This is a genomic window from Chryseobacterium sp. Leaf405 (assembly GCF_001425355.1).
Taxonomy (GTDB): domain Bacteria; phylum Bacteroidota; class Bacteroidia; order Flavobacteriales; family Weeksellaceae; genus Chryseobacterium.
The window spans coordinates 385,347-404,205 of record NZ_LMQN01000012.1; the positions used below are offsets into that span (position 1 = coordinate 385,347).

General features: G+C 36.4%; 11 protein-coding genes. All 11 read left to right on the forward strand.

The genetic code is table 11. The features are described from left to right. Window positions 1-5: 5 nt before the first annotated feature. Window positions 6-875 (forward strand): lytic transglycosylase domain-containing protein, encoded by an 870-nt coding sequence (locus ASG22_RS07965; RefSeq protein ID WP_055982826.1) that lies wholly within the window; start codon window positions 6-8, stop codon window positions 873-875. 47 nt (window positions 876-922) lie between these two features. After that, window positions 923-2,860 (forward strand): type VI secretion system Vgr family protein, encoded by a 1,938-nt coding sequence (locus ASG22_RS07970; RefSeq protein ID WP_055982827.1) that lies wholly within the window; start codon window positions 923-925, stop codon window positions 2,858-2,860. Window positions 2,861-2,862: 2 nt separating this feature from the next. After that, the gene (locus tag ASG22_RS07975; RefSeq protein ID WP_055982829.1) at window positions 2,863-4,533 is read left to right on the forward strand and encodes a T6SS phospholipase effector Tle1-like catalytic domain-containing protein; all 1,671 of its coding nucleotides are present in this window, start codon (window positions 2,863-2,865) and stop codon (window positions 4,531-4,533) included. A 61-nt stretch (window positions 4,534-4,594) separates the two neighbouring features. Beyond that, window positions 4,595-5,584, forward strand: a complete 990-nt coding sequence (locus tag ASG22_RS07980) for a DUF2931 family protein (RefSeq protein ID WP_238586875.1) — start codon at window positions 4,595-4,597, stop codon at window positions 5,582-5,584. Between the two features lie 360 nt (window positions 5,585-5,944). Further along, window positions 5,945-6,358 carry a type VI secretion system tube protein TssD gene (gene tssD / locus ASG22_RS07985; protein WP_185113794.1) on the forward strand — a complete coding sequence of 138 codons (414 nt, stop codon included), beginning with the start codon at window positions 5,945-5,947 and terminating at the stop codon, window positions 6,356-6,358. A 232-nt stretch (window positions 6,359-6,590) separates the two neighbouring features. Continuing rightward, the gene (locus tag ASG22_RS07990) at window positions 6,591-8,759 is read left to right on the forward strand and encodes a type VI secretion system Vgr family protein (protein WP_055982835.1); all 2,169 of its coding nucleotides are present in this window, start codon (window positions 6,591-6,593) and stop codon (window positions 8,757-8,759) included. Between the two features lie 6 nt (window positions 8,760-8,765). Continuing rightward, the gene (locus tag ASG22_RS07995) at window positions 8,766-10,025 is read left to right on the forward strand and encodes a tetratricopeptide repeat protein (protein WP_055982837.1); all 1,260 of its coding nucleotides are present in this window, start codon (window positions 8,766-8,768) and stop codon (window positions 10,023-10,025) included. 116 nt (window positions 10,026-10,141) lie between these two features. Further along, window positions 10,142-14,884, forward strand: a complete 4,743-nt coding sequence (locus tag ASG22_RS08000; RefSeq protein WP_238586876.1) for an RHS repeat-associated core domain-containing protein — start codon at window positions 10,142-10,144, stop codon at window positions 14,882-14,884. 4 nt (window positions 14,885-14,888) lie between these two features. Next, window positions 14,889-15,404 carry a hypothetical protein gene (locus ASG22_RS08005; protein WP_055982839.1) on the forward strand — a complete coding sequence of 172 codons (516 nt, stop codon included), beginning with the start codon at window positions 14,889-14,891 and terminating at the stop codon, window positions 15,402-15,404. Window positions 15,405-15,495: 91 nt separating this feature from the next. Next, window positions 15,496-15,882, forward strand: coding sequence for an META domain-containing protein (locus ASG22_RS08010; protein ID WP_055982841.1), 387 nt, complete (start codon window positions 15,496-15,498; stop codon window positions 15,880-15,882). 96 nt (window positions 15,883-15,978) lie between these two features. After that, the gene (gene polA / locus ASG22_RS08015) at window positions 15,979-18,813 is read left to right on the forward strand and encodes a DNA polymerase I (protein WP_055983486.1); all 2,835 of its coding nucleotides are present in this window, start codon (window positions 15,979-15,981) and stop codon (window positions 18,811-18,813) included. The last annotated feature ends 46 nt before the right edge of the window (window positions 18,814-18,859 follow it).

Genomic DNA, 18,859 nt, shown 5'->3' on the forward strand with positions numbered 1-18,859 from the left:
AAACAATGACACCAAATTTCAAAAATATTATTCTAACAGCGATGTTATTGATGTGTTCGCACCTAATGAATGCACAATTTCTTGAGGCTTCTGATACTTCGGAAAGCAGTGTTAAAAGATATAAAAGTATCATTAATGCCAATAAGGATATTGTCAATTTTATTGAATATTCTCTGGCTGAAAAAGGATTACCAAAACATCTGAGAAATTTGGCTTTGATAGAATCTCATTTTGACAGCAATATTACTTCAGGTGCAGGCGCAGTGGGAATTTGGCAGTTTATGACGGCTCATGCCAATCAATATGGATTGACTCAGCAAAACAGAACAGATATTTATAAAAGCACGAAAACGGCGGCAATTTCTTTGACTAAATTATATAAAAAGTATAATAATTGGGTGACGGTAGTAGCGGCTTATAACTGTGGTGAAGGGAATATTGCTAAGGCAATGGCAGCGGCAAATTCTTCTCAGTATCATATTTTTTCTAAATATCTGCCAACAGAAACAATTAATCATGTTAAGAAATATCTGAATGCCTGTTTTGCAACAGGAGAATTGCAGAGTGTTTTAAGCAATTACAATTCTTCAAGAATGAATACGGTTTTCTTCGTGAACGGAGGAAGTGGAAAAAATAATTCTCAATTAGCGGAAACCGATATTAATGCAGGTTTTAATATAAATATAATAGCGGATGAACTGGATGTGGAAGTAGATAAACTTCTCTCCTGGAATCCTCAAATTACAGAAGAACTGAAACAGAATGGCGAAAGTACATTGTATCTTCCGACAGATCTGATGCCTGATTTTTTATTAAGAAAGACTAAAATTCTTTCGAGATCAATAAAAGAAGGAAGCACAACCAATACCAAATAAGAATCACACCAAGCGATCATGTTTAACCTATCCAAATCACAGGTAATATGAAAACAGAATCACAGAATATACTGCAAAACCCTTCATTCCGTCCGGCTCAGAATGCCGATGGAGTTTCAGAAAATCATCATGCGGGAATCAACCGGCTCGTGAAACTTTCTTTAGTCATTGAAGGAAAAGTTATCAAGTATTACAAACATTTCAAACTGACTCAAAGCTCAAAACGTCATCATGAATTCAGTGTTACATTGGCTCACGATGCGTTGGGTGACCGCCAGACTCATACGCTGGAAGAAGCGAATAAGTTTCTTGGAAAACGTCTGACAGCCGTAATTTCCTATAAAGATATTGAAAGCAGTCCGGAAAGAAACTTCGTAGGAGTGATCACAGGTGTAGGTTTCAGTCAGGAAAAGATGAGTCTCGGAAATATTGTTTTAATAGGGTACAGCCCAACCATTTTATTGGATGGAGCCCCTCACATTCAGAGTTTCGGAGGCGCCTCACCCGTGAATATGGGAATTATCGCCAATGAAGTGATTAAACAAGGTCTTGATTCAAGTCGTTTTGATGTAAGAGTTGATACGAATGATTATTCTCAGATCACTTACAGCAGTCAATATGACGAGACGCATTACAATTATTTAGCAAGAATGGCTGAAGCGTATGGCGAACAGTTTTATTATGATGGTGAAGTGCTGCATTTCGGAAAGCTTCCACCTCAGAATAAACCAATTAAACTGACGTACGGGAGCAGTGCCAATGATATTAGAGTTGAATTAAAAGCAGTTCATACAAAACCACAGTTTTACGGGTACAACAGCAGTAAAAATCAAAAATTAACATCGGGAGAAACGCCGATTCAGCATGTGAGTGATTTGGCAAAAACTGCATATGCTCACAATGATAAAATTTTTAAAACTCCTTCATTACAGGTTGCTCCGATTAAAGCATCCACGCATCTGGATGTTGAATATTCACAAAAAAGTACGGCAGGAAGTGAAGCGGTGAACGTATTTTCTTTATCAGGAAATACAACGGTTCCGTTTTTACATCCGGGATGTATTGTTGATGTTCAAATGAGAAAATTAGATACCAATGAATCATCTTATTTCACAAGAATTATGGTGACGGAAGTTTCTCACGAAATAGATACCATCGGTCATTACACAGGAAGCTTTGAAGGAATTGCTTCGGACACAGGGTTTTTGCCAAAACCGGAATTTAAAACTCCAAAAGCAGAGCCTCAGCTGGCAACCGTAATTTCCAATGCAGATCCTGAAGGTCAAGGAAGAATTCAGGTTAGATTTGACTGGCAAACAAATGATACGACTCATTTTATCAGAATGATGAGTCCGGATGCGGGCGGAACAGATCAGGTAAATCAAAATAGAGGATATGTGGCAATTCCGGAAGTTGGTGATCAGGTAATGGTGAATTTTGTTCACAGTCATCCTGACAGACCTTTCGTGATGGGAGGAATGTTCCACGGTGGAATCGGTCTTGGCGGCGGAATGGATAACAGAGTGAAATCAATTCAGACAAGAAGCGGTCACAGAGTTATTTTTACGGAAGATGAAAGTATTATTATTACCGATAAATCCGGAAACGAAATTCATTTGGATACAACAGGAAGCAATATCACGATCACCGCTCCCGAAACAATGACACTGAACTGCCGAAATATGAATATCAACGTCGGCGAAAATATGACGACCAATGTCGGAATGAATAAATCTGATACCATTATGGTCAATCATACAGAAAGCATCGGATCAATGAAATATGTGACAACAGGTTCAGATTTCATGACCAATGTTGTCGGAAAGATGAGTCATTATGTAAAAGGTGATATGGAAGTGTATGGCGAGCAGGAACATAAATTAACCAGCCTTAAAGGGGTGGAAGTCAGCAGCGAAGGAAAAGTAGAGCATCACGCAGAAAAAGAAGTGCAGAATAATAGTGGCGAGAAATCTAAAAATCACTAAAGATGAGCATCGAATATTTTGTAGAAGGCAAAGCCGTCACCAGAACTGGTGGTGATAACAGAACTTTTGCCAAAGAAGGTATCAGCCATAACAGTGCTGAAACAGTGGAACAGAAAGGAAATGACACAGGCGTAAGTTACAATACAGCAGAAACAATCAATCCTAATGATAAACCGGTTGATACTATTGACGTTAGTTTAAATCTTTTTTTTGACGGAACTCAGAATAACAAAACCAATACACGGCTTGGCAAAGATTTTAAAGAAGCAAGCAGTAATGGAGACGATAGTTATAATAATGAGTTTACTAATGTAGCAAGAGGCTATGATGCCATAGATGCGAATGCGCAAAATCAGGTTTCCTGGTACATTGAAGGAATTGGTACAGAAGACAGAAAAAGCGACAGTGTTCTTGGTGGAGTTGCCCAGGGAACGGGAAGCACCGGTGTTGTTGCAAAAGTAGCGAAAGGATGCAAAAAAGGAGCAGAAGCCATTGCCTCAAAATTTAAAGGGCAAAAGAAAACGATTAATCTTACAGTAAATGTTTTTGGTTTCAGCAGAGGAGCGGCGGCGGCGAGACATTTTGTGCACGTTGCCAATACAATGCCTCTTTTTTTAGGTGAAAAAAAGCTACAGGTTTTTTCGCCTGACAATAGTGATAACGGAGTTTTAGTTATTAATGATAAAGATGGTTCCAAATTGCAGTTTATCAGTCAGTACGGATACTTCGGGGCTTGCCTGATGGAAAAGGAATTAGATATCAAACAAATAAAATTCAGGTTTGCCGGACTGTACGATACGGTGGCATCTTACGGATTGAATCACCGTGGAGGCTGGGGAATTGATAATGATACCAAACAGTTAGGTTTAGATACTGTTGGTCGTGGAAAAGTTTCATTTGTCCTGCAATTGGCTGCGGATGATGAATACAGAGATAATTTTGATTTAACAAATATCGACAGCGCCGGCTTATACGGATTAGAATTTACCCTTCCCGGTGTTCACTCGGATATTGGCGGATCTTACGGAAACGGGGATGAGGAAATTTCTGTTTTGTTATGTGAATCTTATGATCCGTATCACAATTTTGAGACACATAAAGAATGTGAAGAGTTTAAAAAAATTGTTGTAGAAGAAGGCTGGTACGACGATAAACAGTTGGAAATAAAATATTTTCGACAGTCGGATGTCAAGTATGGGAGATTTTGGAATTTTGCTTCTCAATATTACGGATTAGTTGGAACAAGAAAGTTGTCTAATAAATATGATCAGGTTCCCTTGAACCAGATGTTTCATTATTCTAGGGAGAACGATGTAAAATACTTGGAGACTAGGATTGAAGAAAATCATAAAATCACCGATCCTTTTTTAAGTGGAATTTACAGTCAGTTAGCAACATACATGAACGCCTGCAATGATTTGAGAAATAAGTATGTTGATGATTATAAAGCAGGAAAAAATCCGTCAGCATCCAAATATATTTCAGATATAAAGGCATTGTCTTACTTAGGACATATCGATCCTGAAGATTTAAAAAAATTAAGAAAAGAATATTTGCATTGGTCTGTGAAAGCCAATCAGATCGGGTTGGATGCAAAGCCTAATGATAATGCACCGAAAAGGAAAGGAGCATTAGCAGCTCAATACAGAAAAAGAAATATACAGAATGGATAAATTAGCCTTTAAAATAGTATGTTTTTTTATACTTCTTACTCAAAATATTAGTTGTCAGAAAATGAAAGAAGAAAAACTTCCCGAATTTCATATTGAAATAAGTCATCCTCATAATGATTTGGATATCACTCCGGTTATAGACAAAATTCCGACACTGGAAGGCGGTGTTGCAACGCTGCCTTACGGAAGTACTTCCGGAACCTGGGGCTGGTCAGGGAAAGGCTGGACAGAACAATATGGAACTCCCATTGGTGCAGATATTACCTATTTTTCGAGATATGAAGATACATTTTATCATCTGAAAGCAGATTTTCCTGTTGATAAAATCAAAGATTATATGAAACGGGCTTATGCGCAGGGAGAAGCTTCTCTTTCTACAAAATCTATTGAAGAGTATAAAGATTTGGGAAGGTTTCAGCATTACAGCAGTGCAGAGAATCCTTACGAAAGTTTCACTACATTGGTTTTTGGTTTTGCGCCAAAAGGAATGGTCGTTGTCTGGTTGCGTTTTGGAATTGTTCAGATCGAATTGGGAAAATATCAATCTGAGATTGTAAAAGATGATAAAGAATTAGAAAAAAAGCTATTTTCAAATCTGTCGGTTACTCGTGAAGAAATGAAAAAGAAAAGATTTCTGAATAAAAGTCCGAAAGAATGGGAAGATTACCGAACAAAATATGCCTGGAAACCAGTAATTACTTCAGAAAATAAAGGATTAAAGAATTTTGAAATGAATCTGACTTATTATAATGGAGAAACAGAAATTTTACTGCGTCCCTGGATCGACAAAGCTTCTGTAAAAGAAAGAGCGATTCCGCAAGAATTAAACTTTACCTGGGAAACAGGAATAAATCAACAATATATCGGAAGAGCTTATTTTAATTGGGAACGGGTAAATGAAGCTTTTAAAAAAGCAGGAAAAGGAAACGTAGAATTCAAAATCGCTGATGATAACAGAAGTTTTCAGATTTTATTAAATAACGAACCTTTACCAACAGACAGCACGAGAATTTTCAAGACAGAACATGAATATCATGATTCTTATAAATAAAAAATAAATTGAGAATAATTTTCCGTTAAGTGTAGATTTAGCGGAATTTTTTTTAGTTTGAAAACTCGATCAATGCATGATAATATTTGTTAATTTTAAGTTAATTAAATCTTAATATTTCCCATTAAAGTGTTAAAAATTATTTATATAGTGTTTGATTTTTTAGATTTAATTATTTAATTATCAATCTATTATAGGTTTGATTATTTCTATTATAGTAGAATTACTACACCAAATCGTAGAACTACTACAAAAAGTAAGATTAAATTAAAATTGTTTCCGGAATAAAAATAAGTGCTCTATCTTTGACTCAACAAATCAACCAAATCACAAAATATTAACGATTAAAATTTACGAATCATGGCAGCAAATTCAAGAGGAATCTTAAAATTCAACAACGGAGAAGGACAGAAATTATTAAAACTGAACTACAGCGTATCAAGATCTACAGACGTATCTGGTAGAGTAGCTTCAGACCCTTCTAATGCAATTATCAAAGTTACAGTGGAAGCAACTGAAAAATCTGACATCCTTGAAAGCTTACTAAACGGAAAATACAAGCCTACAACTGGTGAAATTACTTTCAATAAATCTCACGAAGAAGGTACTTTGATTACTTTAACTTGGAATAACGGATACGTGATCCAACACGAAGTAGACTTCGATGCGGTAGACGAAAACAGTATGTTGATCAGTTTCATCGTAAGTGCTGAAACAATCGATTACGGTAACTCAAACTACCAAGGTCTATGGCCAGGTGGAACAAGTAACTAAAACTTACAATCATCTTAGTAAAATAAAATTGGACACAGAATAGTAAGCTCCCACAGAGTAAGCTATTCTGTTTTTTCTTTTCTGAAACTAAATTATTTCATATTTTTTAATTTAATGAACTATTAATCAGTTATAAATTGAAATTTTGATTAATGAAGATTTATTTGATTTTATATCGAATAAATTTTAGCATTTAAAATAAAACACACCAATCATTCAAAATTTTAAGGCTATGTTTCAAGATAACAATACGCCAAAAATGCCTTCTCCTACGGGGAAACCTTCCATGACAGAAAAAATGGAAGAGATGAAAGAAATGGCAACCGATCAGGCTGTTAATACAACAACTGAAAAAATTCAGGAAAAAACCAATGGAACGGTTCAGAAAACAACTCAAAAACTGGTACAGGCTCAGGCTTATACGGGAGTTGTAACAGGAACTTCCGGAATGTTGATGAATCAAAAACTACAGCCTAATACTCCCACTTTAGTCGAAGATAAAGTCTGGTCTCAGCAGCCGACTTCCAAAATACACAATGCCAAAGCCATTCCTGAAAGTCAAATCCAGGGCATCAACCGTGTCGTGAAATTGGATATTGTTGTTGAAGGAAAAGCGATAAAGCATTTTAAAAATTTTCAGTTAAAACAAAGCGCTACAAGACATCATGAATTTATTTTAATGTTGGCTTATGATACCTTGGGAAGTGCAGAAAATTATAATCTGGAGGAAGCTCAGAACTTTTTAGGAAAAAGAATTACTGTTGTTTTCAAATATAAAGATGTTGAGGACGGTCCCGAGAGAAGTTTCGTCGGTGTAATCACAGAAGTTGGTTTCAGCCAGGAAAAAGGTAGTCTGGGAAATATTGTTCTCACAGGCTGCAGCCCGACGGTTCTGCTTGATGCAGCGCCACATATTCAGAGTTTTGGGGGTGCACAGGAAATTAGTTTAAACAGTATCGCCGATCACGTTATTAAAGAAGGTCTAGGACAGGGAAAGTTCGATTTCAGAGTAGATTCCAACCACGGAAATGTTTCCTACAGTTCGCAATACGAAGAAACACATTATAATTATCTGGCCCGAATGGCAGAAGCATATGGCGAACAGTTTTACTACGATGGTGAAGTTCTTCATTTCGGAAAACTACCACCTCAGGAAAAACCTGTGAAATTGATTTATGGAAGTAGTGTGAATGATGTGAAGATTACAATGAAAGCACAGCACGTAAATCCAAGTTTTTATGGGTACAACAGCAGTAAAAACGAAAAATTAACGACTGGAAATTCAAAGATTTCCCATACTTCAGATATTGCTAAAAGGGCATATGAAATTTCAGAAAAAACGTTTACAACACCTTCATTACGAGTGGCTCCAATTAAAGCCGTATCTTTTATGGATGTTGAAACGTCACAAAAAGGAACGGCCGGAAGTAAAGCTTCCGATGTTTTTATAACTTCAGGAAATACAACTGTTCCGTTCTTGTATCCGGGTTGTATCGCAGATATAGAAATGCGGAAAACTGACAGTAATGAAACGGCTTACTTCACCAAATTAATGATTCTCGAAGTTAATCATGAAGTCGATGCGAGAGGATATTATACAGGAACTTTTGATGCTATTGCTTCCGACACAGGATTTATTCCCCGTCCGGAATTTCAAACTCCGAAAGCTGATTCTCAGTTTGCAAAAGTAATTTCAAACACCGATCCTTTAAATCAGGGAAGAGTTCAGGTACAGTTTGACTGGCAAAACGGTTCTACCACAACAGAATACATTCGTGTAATGACTCCCGATGGTGGTGGAAGCGAAAAAGTGAACAAAAACCGTGGGTTTATGGCGATTCCTGAAGTTGGCGATCAGGTGGTTGTGAATTTTGCACATCAGCATCCCGACAGGCCTTTCGTAATGGGAGGGATGTTCCACGGCGGAGTTGGCGGTGGTGGTGGAGCCGGCAATAATATTAAAAGTTTAAGCAGTAAAAGCGGTCACATCGTAAGTCTTGACGACGGCGGTGGAATGACGGTAAGAGATAAAGATCAGAACCAAGTATTCCTTGACGGAGCTGGAAATATCAGTGTTGACAGTAAAATATCCATCACTTTAACATGCGGAAGCAGTTCTATTTTCATGGATAAAGATGGAAATATTGTGATTAAAGGAAAAGAAATTATGGTTCAGGGAAACAATATTGGCGTTGGAGGAACGGCAAGTGTCGGAATTGGCGTAGGTCCTGAAGGCGGAGATCCCACATCAGGAATCGGTATTGAGAGAACTACTTTGGATGTCGGAACAACCACACTTTCGATGGGAGCGAAAACAGAAGCGAATCTGAGCAGTGCAAAAATAAATATCGGAGGAGGAAATGAAACAAATATCGTAAGTGGAACTGTAAAACTTAACTAAATACTGATGAATCCTGTAGATCTGGAATTGGTAAAATTAAAAAGACAGTGGCAAAACGTTGTTAAAGCTAATGATAAAATGCCAATGCTCATCTGTCATGGGGAAAAACATGAGACCGATCTTTTTGACGGATTTATAAAATCAAGATTATCCGAAGATTATGATGGTGAAGATCTTTTTTTAATTCATTATCAGGAGTTTAACGGGATGGATGCTTTCGGGCAGAATTTATTTGATGAATGGAAAGAATATTATGATTTATTAGAAAAAAATGAAGAAAATATTCCGAAGTGGGAATTGAATATTTCTGATAATCAATTTGATACAGATGCTAATAAAGCTTTTTTTCCTTTGTTAGAATTAAAGAAAAACTTTCCTAATCTTAAAAATTCCAAGATCTATTTATACATCGCACCACTGAGAATCAGTAATATTGAAGAATTATCAATTTGGATAAAAGAATGGTGCAAGCTTTGTGAAAAATCGGAAAATCACGATATTAAACTGGTTTGGGCAGAACATCACACTTATAAAACGTTGCCGGAAAATTCTTTGGCACAAAGCTTCAGAGTCGAGGTGGATATTCATCAATTGATGCAAAATACGGCAGCGCATACCAATCGAAAGAAAAACAGTGTAGATACAGATTTTCAACAGCAAATTCTTACGGCAAGCAACCATTTAAGCAAAGGAAGATATAGGGAAGCTGAGTTTTCATTAAAAACTGCCGTAAAATTAGCTAAAGAGCAAAATAATAAGCAAGGTGAAATTTCAGCTTATTTTATGTTGACTCAAGCTTTCATTGCAGATCGAAAAAAGGAAAAGGCAGAAGACATGTATCAAAAAATATTTGAAGAAGTTGATCCTAATTCTCCACTGGAAATACAGATGTACATGAATTACGGAAGTTATTTATTGGGAAATTCAAAAAAATCAAGAGCAGAAAAAGCCTTCGAAAAAGCTGCGGAAGTTGCCAAAGAAATTGGGGAATATGCAATGGTAATAGAATGTTACAGAATCATCGGAACCTTGAATGATACGCTTTTATCAAAAGATAAAATGATCGAATATTTTGAAAAATGTCTCGAGATCGCAAAAATAATGGAACCTTCAACAAGAGAATCGAGCAGTTTGAAATTTATTGCCTCCATGCTATTTATCAAATATGAAGACGACAACGACAAAAAAATAATATTGGATCAAGAAATGAAAAATTATTTTGGAGAAGGTTGGAAAGTAAGTGTTGAGAAACCAAAACACAATTAAATATGAAAAATTTTACACCATTAAGATCTTGATTAAAAAAACTAAGAAGTTTATTCTTAATGGTTCAAAAAAATTACAGTACAATGTAAATATACCAAATCACAAATTGAAATATCATGGCAGATCAAAATAAAAATATAAAAAAGATAAAGGTTGCCAAGCCAGATATGAATCCGGATCGGTCTCTGAGTGTTTCTGCGGATGTCACTTCGTTCAGCATGGAAAAGACTACTCAAGGCTGGAAAAATGGAATGAAAAATAATTTCGACTCCCTAAATCCCGTTTCTATGGTAAAATCGGTAATGGGTGGAAATAACGGAGAACAATCAGGTGGAGGAAGTGGCAGTGAAACTTCTGTTACAGCAGAAAATGCCTCTCCGGAAAGTAAAATCAAACTCATTAAAGTTAATACTCCTGCGATTGTTCCCACAGGATTTCAGCACACAAGCAAACATTTTGATATTGTGCTGGCGATCGATATTCATTGGACTTTAATTCCGCCACCGCCATCTTTTATGTTGATTCCACTGCCGTTGCCGCATCCGTTTATCGGGATTGTTTTCGACGTAATGGATTACTTAACATTCAGTATTCCGATTCCACAATTTATCAGAAATTTGAAACCAGACCTTCCGGAAAGTATTCCGATGGGCGGTTCAATATTTGTTCACGGAAGACATAAGGCGACGACGACAACGAGTGTGATGGGCGTTGTGATTCCTTTCAGACACGTCACTTCATTGATTCCCGTTTACATGATCCCGTTTCCGCAGGAAGCTCCGCACGAAGGTGAAGTATATTACGGTGCCCAAACTGTTCTGGCGCAGGGAAGTAAGATGAGCGGAAATCTACCGCAACAGGTACTAACTTGTATGGGATTACCCTTTGGAATGACGATGTTGCCTGCGATGCCGGATAAACCCAAGAAAAATCCGTTGGCATATTTTGCATTTTATAATAATTTTTCAAGTTTATATATTCAGATTAATACGGGAGGTCCTGTCATCGTTGGCGGACCATTTGTTCCACACATTTACACGCCGGGTGAAATGCTGATGCGTTTTGCGGGAATGGCTTTGATGAGAGGTTTAACGAAAAGTTTAGGAAAAGGAGTTACAAAGTTTAATCATTTTCTACAGGGAAAATTTGGAAAAACTAATCCTATTTCAAAAGCTTTGTGTAAAGTGGGCTTAGAGCCTGTAAATTTTGCTTCAGGAGCGATGCTGTTTGAGTGGGATGATTTCGAGATTGAAGCCGGAACTACTTTAACATGGACAAATGTTTGGTATAGTGACAGACCGTACACCCATGGAATGTTGGGCAACGGAATTTTCAATTCTCATGATCTTTATATTGTTCCTGACGAAGATGATGAGGTCGCGGCGTGGGTTCACCCTGAAGAATTGCAGCCTATGCCGATCCCTGTTCCGCCGGTTGGAGAAGAATTAACCTACTACAGAAGTCAGAAAATCTGGCAGTATCGCCCAAGTGATAATATCTGGATTATCAGAAAAGGAACGGATATTTATACTTACAAACGTTTTCATCACATTTCGGAAGGAAGTATTTTTAAGGTAATTCATATTGAATATGGTGACGGAACGATCAGGGAATACAGCTATGAAGATCGAAATATTGTTTTAAAAAGCATTAAAGATGTTAAAAGCAGTTTTAGCATCGAAACAATCATTCATCCTGAACTTAAAAAAGTTACTGAGGTTTATTATTGTTATAAAAATCAGAAAGATTTGCAAGTTCGTTACAATTATGATGAACGTGGAAACCTTACCCATGTTTGGGATATTCATAAGAAAGCCATTGTTTTTGAATATGATGATGAAAATCGTGTGATCCGAAGAATGAACAGAAACGAGATGAGCTATCATTGGGAATACGACAAACAAGATAGAGTAGTTCATACAAAAGGTTTGGAAGGTTTTATGGAAGGATTTTTAAATTATAATAAAAAAGAAGGCTACACCGAAGTTATTTATCCAAAGCAAAACAATAAAACAGAAAGATATTATTACGACGAAGATTTTTTAGTATATAAACAAGTTGATGGCGAAGGCGGAGAAACCTGGTACGATTATACTTCCCACAACGAATTAAAAATGACCGGAACTCCGGAAGGAAGAGTTCATGGATATACTTACGATGAATTTGGAAATATTAAAATTTTCCACACGCCGGATGGAGAAGAATATCATTATCAATACAATGAATTTGGGCAGGTTATTGCACGTTTTTCGCCTTCGGGAACTTCAGAAATCTGGAATTATGATGAAGTAGGAAGATTATTAAGCTACACAGATCCAACTGGAGAAAGTGTTTATTATGAATATTTTAATGATGAAAAACTTCCTGAGAAAAGCATAAAACAGGAAATTGAAACGCATTACGAATACAATAGCAGAAAACAGATTACAAGATTAACCAACAATATCGGTGGCGAACAATATTGGAAATATGATAATTATGGACGATTATTAATTTTCAGTCCAAAACCTTTAAATAGAACCGTTTGGAATAGAGACAGCATGGGAAGAGTAGTTGAGGTGAATGAACCCGGACAATTGCCTTTAAAACTTCGTTATGATGCTTATGATCTGCCGATTTACGCCACAGACGGAAGAGCAGAATGGCTCATGAGTTACACACCGATGGGAAGTCTGAAACGTCAGGTTCGAAGAAATGCATTAACATTTAAAAAGGAAGAAACCTTAGTTTTTGGCTACAATGCTTACGAAAATCTAATGAGCATCACCAATGAAAAAGGCGAAACCTATCATTTTGAAAGAGATCATAATGACAATATTATTGGAGAAACAGGTTTCGACGGACAACAGAAATTCTTTGTAAGAGATAAAGACGGATTGGTCACTCAAAGCAGAAACCCACAAGGGAAAAATATTTTTTATGAATATGATTTAGGCGGAAGATTAACGCAGACTCATTATCCCGACGGAACCTGGGAAGCGTATCAGTACGATACTTCGGGAATGTTGGTAAAAGCGGATAATGAAAATAGCAGCGTCGCTTTCGAAAGAAATAAATTAGGCTTGGTAACCAGCGAAAAGCAGGGCGAACATTCCATCAATTATGAATATGACGATCAGGGAAATCTGATTGGTTTAAAAAGCAGTTTAGGTGCAGAAATCGATTATAGTTACAACGATCTTGGTCAGCTTAAAAATGTAACTGCCACTACAAAAGACGTTCGTCAACCGTGGCAAATGAATCTTGATGTTTCGAGAAACGGACAATTATTTTCTCGTGAAATGACGGGCGGTGTCGAAAGTATTTTTGAGTTCGATCATGTCGGAATGCCGATAAGTCAGAAAGTGATGGTAAACAAGACTAATACTGCTTTCCATAAAGATTATCATTGGGCAGCCGGAAGCCGATTGTTGCAGGTTTTGGATCGTGTTACAGGTGGAAGAACGAGATTCGATTATGATGCTTACGGGAGTCTTGTTGCTGCGGAATATTCAAATGGTGAAATTCAGTACAAAAATCCTGATGAAACGGGTTGTTTATACGAAAGCGCCAAAAGAACCGACCGTATTTACGACAAAGGTGGAAAGCTGATGCGCGACAAAAACTGGTTTTATCATTACGACGAAGAAGGAAATTTACTACTAAAAAGTAAAAGGCAGATTAATAATAGTAAATCAGATCCAAAAGAGAAAGAAGAAAATTCACATCCTTATTACAAATCCATTGCCGCGGACTGGCTGAATGAAACAAAATTACCTGATGGGAATATTTTAGTCAATGTCCATGAAAATTCTCCATCTGAAATCCAAAATCCTGAGTGGCAATCTGGAGATTGGGCTTATTTCTGGAATGCGAACGGAATGCTGGCAAAAGTAAAACGACCGGATGGCAAGGAAGTGAATTTTGAATATGATGCACTCGGAAGGAGAATTTCAAAAATTGGAAACAAAAAAATAACTCGTTATATTTGGGATGGTAATGTTCTTTTACATGAATGGAGCTATGATGTTGAAGAAGAGCCGAAAACTTTTGTGGATGATGATGGAAATGTAGTTATTGAGAGAGAGAAGATTGAGAATGTTGTGACTTGGGTATATGGAGGAAGTGGTTACACTCCTATTTCTAAATTAATTAATGATGAAAAGTACTCTATCATTAGCGATTATTTGGGAGTTCCAATTCAGGTTTTTGATGATAATGGAAATTTGATATGGTCAAGAGAATTAGATATTTATGGAAATGTAAAAACATGTAAAGGAGATTTTAGTTTTATTCCATTTCAATTTCCGGGACAATATAATGATTATGATATTGATTTATGCTATAACAGATTTAGATATTATGACCCCCAAAATGGAAATTATATTAGCAAAGATCCGATAGGTTTTAAATCGGGAGAAGGCAATTTTTATTCATATGTTAGAAACTCAAACCTTTGGATTGATGTTTTTGGATTGAGCAAAGGTGGTGGTTATAGTGGCACTAGAGGATCAAATGTAGGAGGAGAAGTTAATCATATTCCAGCTTGGAATTCAATTGAAATTGCTAAGAAAATGAATCCTCAATTGACAGGTTTGCCAACTCATGGTACAACACCGTCAATACACATGGATAAACCTGATCATAGAGTGATGAGCTCAACAGGAAGCTCTAATAAATCAAAAGCTTACAGGAGAAGTCAGGCAGTTTTGATATCTCAAGGAAAATTTAATGAAGCAATGGGAATGGATATAGATGAAACTATTAATAAATATGGAGACAAATATAACGTTCACATGGATGAAATGTTAGAATATGCTGAGAAAAAAGGTTACATAACAGGTGAACAAAAAGTAGAACTTCAAAATAAATATAAATAAAAATATGAACAAAATTATATTGAAACCTTTAGAGGGAATTTTAGTAAATGATAAAAAAATAGAATTTGGTCAGGGAAAAAATGACATTATCAATTTACTCGGAAAGCCAGATAATGACGAGGAAGAGCAATTTTATTATGATTCCTTAGATGTGAGATTTGATTTTGATGATAACGGAGGATTAGAATTTGTTGAATGTCAAGGTCCATATTCTGAAAATACAGAATTCAGTATTTATGATATAAATCCGTTTAAACTTTATGATACTGACCTTATAGATTTTCTAACTAATAAAAATAATGGAGAAATAGATGATTTTGAAGCTCCATATAGCTATAGTTTTTTAGAAATTTCTGTAGGAATTTGGAGAGCATCCATTCCTGTTGATATAGAATCTACCATTACTGAAATGAAAGAAGAAGGAACTTATGAAGAGTCTAAAGAAATAATGGATCAGGATTTAGAAAAGTCAAAATATTTTTGGACTATAGCAGTTGGTAAAACTGATTATTACAAATAACAAATTTTGGCAAAAATTTTTAAATGTTTGAATAGAATTTAACGGAATTGACAATAAAAATTATTTAAAAACCACCTTCAAATATTTCAGCATGAAAAAACTTATTTTCACATTCGTTATTACAGTATTTTCAATTATCGCAAATGCACAAACCAGTTCGCTTGCAAAAACAACCTGGGAAGTTGAAAGAGTAAATGCGGATGGAAGTGCAATTTTCAAAAAAGGAAAATTAATAAAATTCCCTGCAGAACAGCCTAAGTTTTATTTCCTTCAATTTGAAAGCGATAAAAAATATCATACCGGAAATTCATGTTTTCACATGATGGGAACTTATAGCATTTACGAAGGTAATCAGTTGGAAATGAGCGAAGGTTTAGCAGATATGTCTGGAGATTGCAAAGAGCCAAAAACATTTACAGGAACTTACAATTTCAAAATAGATAAAGATCGTCTTGAACTGATTCCCGTAAAAAATTAAATAATTTGTCTCAGTATTTTTTCTAAATTTTAAACTGAAATTCGAAATTCTGAAAAAAACCTTCCTATTTTCTTATCTTTGTTCCTTATGGAAAATATGGACGCAACTCAAGATAAAAGGCTATTTCTCATCGATGCTTATGCGATGATTTTCAGAGGATATTACGCATTGATCAGAAGTCCGAGGATTACAAGCACAGGGATCGATACATCGGCTATATTTGGTTTCACCAACTCTTTGATTGAATTAATCAGAAGAGAAAGACCAACACATTTAGCGGTTGTTTTTGATGTTGGACAGGCAAGTGTAAGAACCGATGATTTTGCTGAATATAAAGCTAACAGAAGCGAAACTCCTGAAGCAATTAAAAATGCAATTCCATATATTCACAGGATTTTACAGGCGATGCATGTACCGATTTTAGGGGTTGAAGGTTACGAAGCAGATGATGTCATTGGAACCATTGCCTGCAAAGCTGAAAAAGAAGGTTACACTACTTTTATGGTAACTCCTGATAAAGATTTTGCACAGCTTGTTACTGATAAAATTAAAATGTACAAACCAGGTTTGAAAGGTGGAGATATTGAAATTTTAGGTGTTGAAGAAGTAAAAGCAAAATACGAAATAGAAGACCCGAAACAGGTAATTGATTATCTGGCGATGATGGGTGATGCAGTGGATAATATCCCGGGGTTGGATGGTGTTGGTGAAAAAACTGCCATGAAATTCTTGAAAGAATACGGAAGTATAGAAAATCTTTTAGCGAATACACATCAGTTAAAGGGAAAAATTAAAGAGAAAATAGAAGCTTCAGCTGAGCGTGGAATTTTATCTAAAAAGTTAGCGACGATTATTTGCGATGCGCCTGTGGAGTTTCATCAGGAACAATATGATCTTGAAACTCCGGATTTTGAACAGGCTAAGAAAGTTTTTGATGAGATAGAATTCACAAGATTATACGAAAATCTTTACCGAGCCTTTGCGCCGGCTGCCGGAACTAAAGTTGTTGCGGAAGCTGAGGTAACGGTAACGGAAACTCCTCAGCAAAAAGTGGCACAAGCGGTTGGTCAGCTGGATTTATTTGCAACGTACGAAGAGCTGGATCAGGCAACGTCCACAAAATCGAATATTGAGCAGAATGATCATTTGTATCAGTTTGTAAATAATCCGAAAGCGCAGAAAATCTTAGTTCAGAATTTACTGAAACAGCAAGTCGTATGTTTTGATACAGAAACTACTTCTCTGAATGAACTGGAAGCCGAATTGGTCGGAATGAGTTTTTCTTATAAAAAAGGATTGGCATATTACGTTCCTTTGTCGGAAGATCAGGGCGAAGTGTTACAGACATTGGAAATTTTCAGACCGTTTTTTGAGAAAGAAGATTTGCTGAAAGTTGCTCACAATTTAAAATTCGATTATAAAGTTTTAAAAAAATACAATATTACCGTAAAAGGGGCAATGTTTGACACGATGATCGCACATTACCTTTTAAATCCTGACGGAAGACACGGAATGGATTATCTCTCAGAAGTTTATTTGAATTATAAGCCTGTTTCCATTGAAACCATTATCGGTAAAAAGGGAAAAAATCAGGGAACTTTCAGAGATGCAGATTTAAGAACTCAGACGGATTACGCTGCAGAAGATGCAGATGTAACTTTCCAATTATACGAATTGTTTGCGCCTCAGTTAAAAAAGGAAAATTTAGAAGAGTTATTTTTCAATATTGAAATGCCATTAATGGAAGTTTTGGCTAAAATGGAACTTTCAGGAATTTCTCTGGATGAAAAATGGCTGGCTCAGGAAAGTATTGATCTTGAGAATGATTTAAGACAATTAGAATCAAAAATATTTGAGATTTCAGGCGAAGAATTCAATATGAATTCACCGAAACAATTGGGTGAAATTTTATTTGAAAAAATGCAGCTTGATCCGAAAGCAAAAAAGACCAAAACCGGTCAGTACGCAACTTCGGAAGATGTGCTTCAAAAACTGTCTTCAAAACATGAAATTATCAAGCATATTCTTGAATACAGAACGTATCAGAAATTAAAATCAACCTACGTTGATGCGCTGCCTTCACAGATTGAAAAAACCGACAATAGAGTTCATACCAATTTCTCGCAAACTACGGCTGCAACAGGTCGTTTGGCGAGTGTAAACCCAAATTTACAGAATATTCCGATCCGAACGTTGAGAGGTCAGCAAATTCGTGGGGCGTTTGTTTCTGCGGAAGGGAAGAAGATTATTTCTGCCGATTATTCACAGATTGAACTTCGTTTGATTGCCGAAATTTCCGGTGAAGATAATATGATTAAAGCGTTCCAGGATGGTGAAGATATTCACGCTTCAACGGCGGCGAAATTATTTAAAATTCCGTTGGAAGAAGTGTCTAAAACGCAAAGAAGTCAGGCAAAGACGGTCAACTTTGGGATTTTATATGGTCAGGGAGCATTTGCTTTAGCAGAACAGACAGGTTTGTCGAGATCGGAAGCAAAACAGATGATTGAAGCATACTACGAAACCTATCCCAAATTGAAAGAATACATGGCTGCACAGGTACATAGAGCCCGTGAACAGGGATATGTTGAAACCATTTTAGGGAGAAAACGTCATTTAAAAGATATCAATTCAGGAAATTTTGTTGTGCGCGCACATGCTGAAAGAAACGCGGTAAATGCTCCAATTCAGGGAAGTGCGGCAGATGTAGTAAAAATGGCGATGATTAAAATCCAGAAAGAACTGGAAAAAGAAAAGCTGCAGACAAAAATGTTGCTTCAGGTACATGACGAATTGGTTTTTGAATCTCCAATTGATGAGGTTGAATTAGCAACCAATATTATTAAAATGGAAATGGAAAGTGCGATTGAAACGCAGGTTCCCCTATTGGTGGAAGTTGGAGTGGGAGATAACTGGTTGGAAGCGCATTAATTTTGAAATAAATTAGATGCTTTGACTTCGCTCAGCATGGCATTCC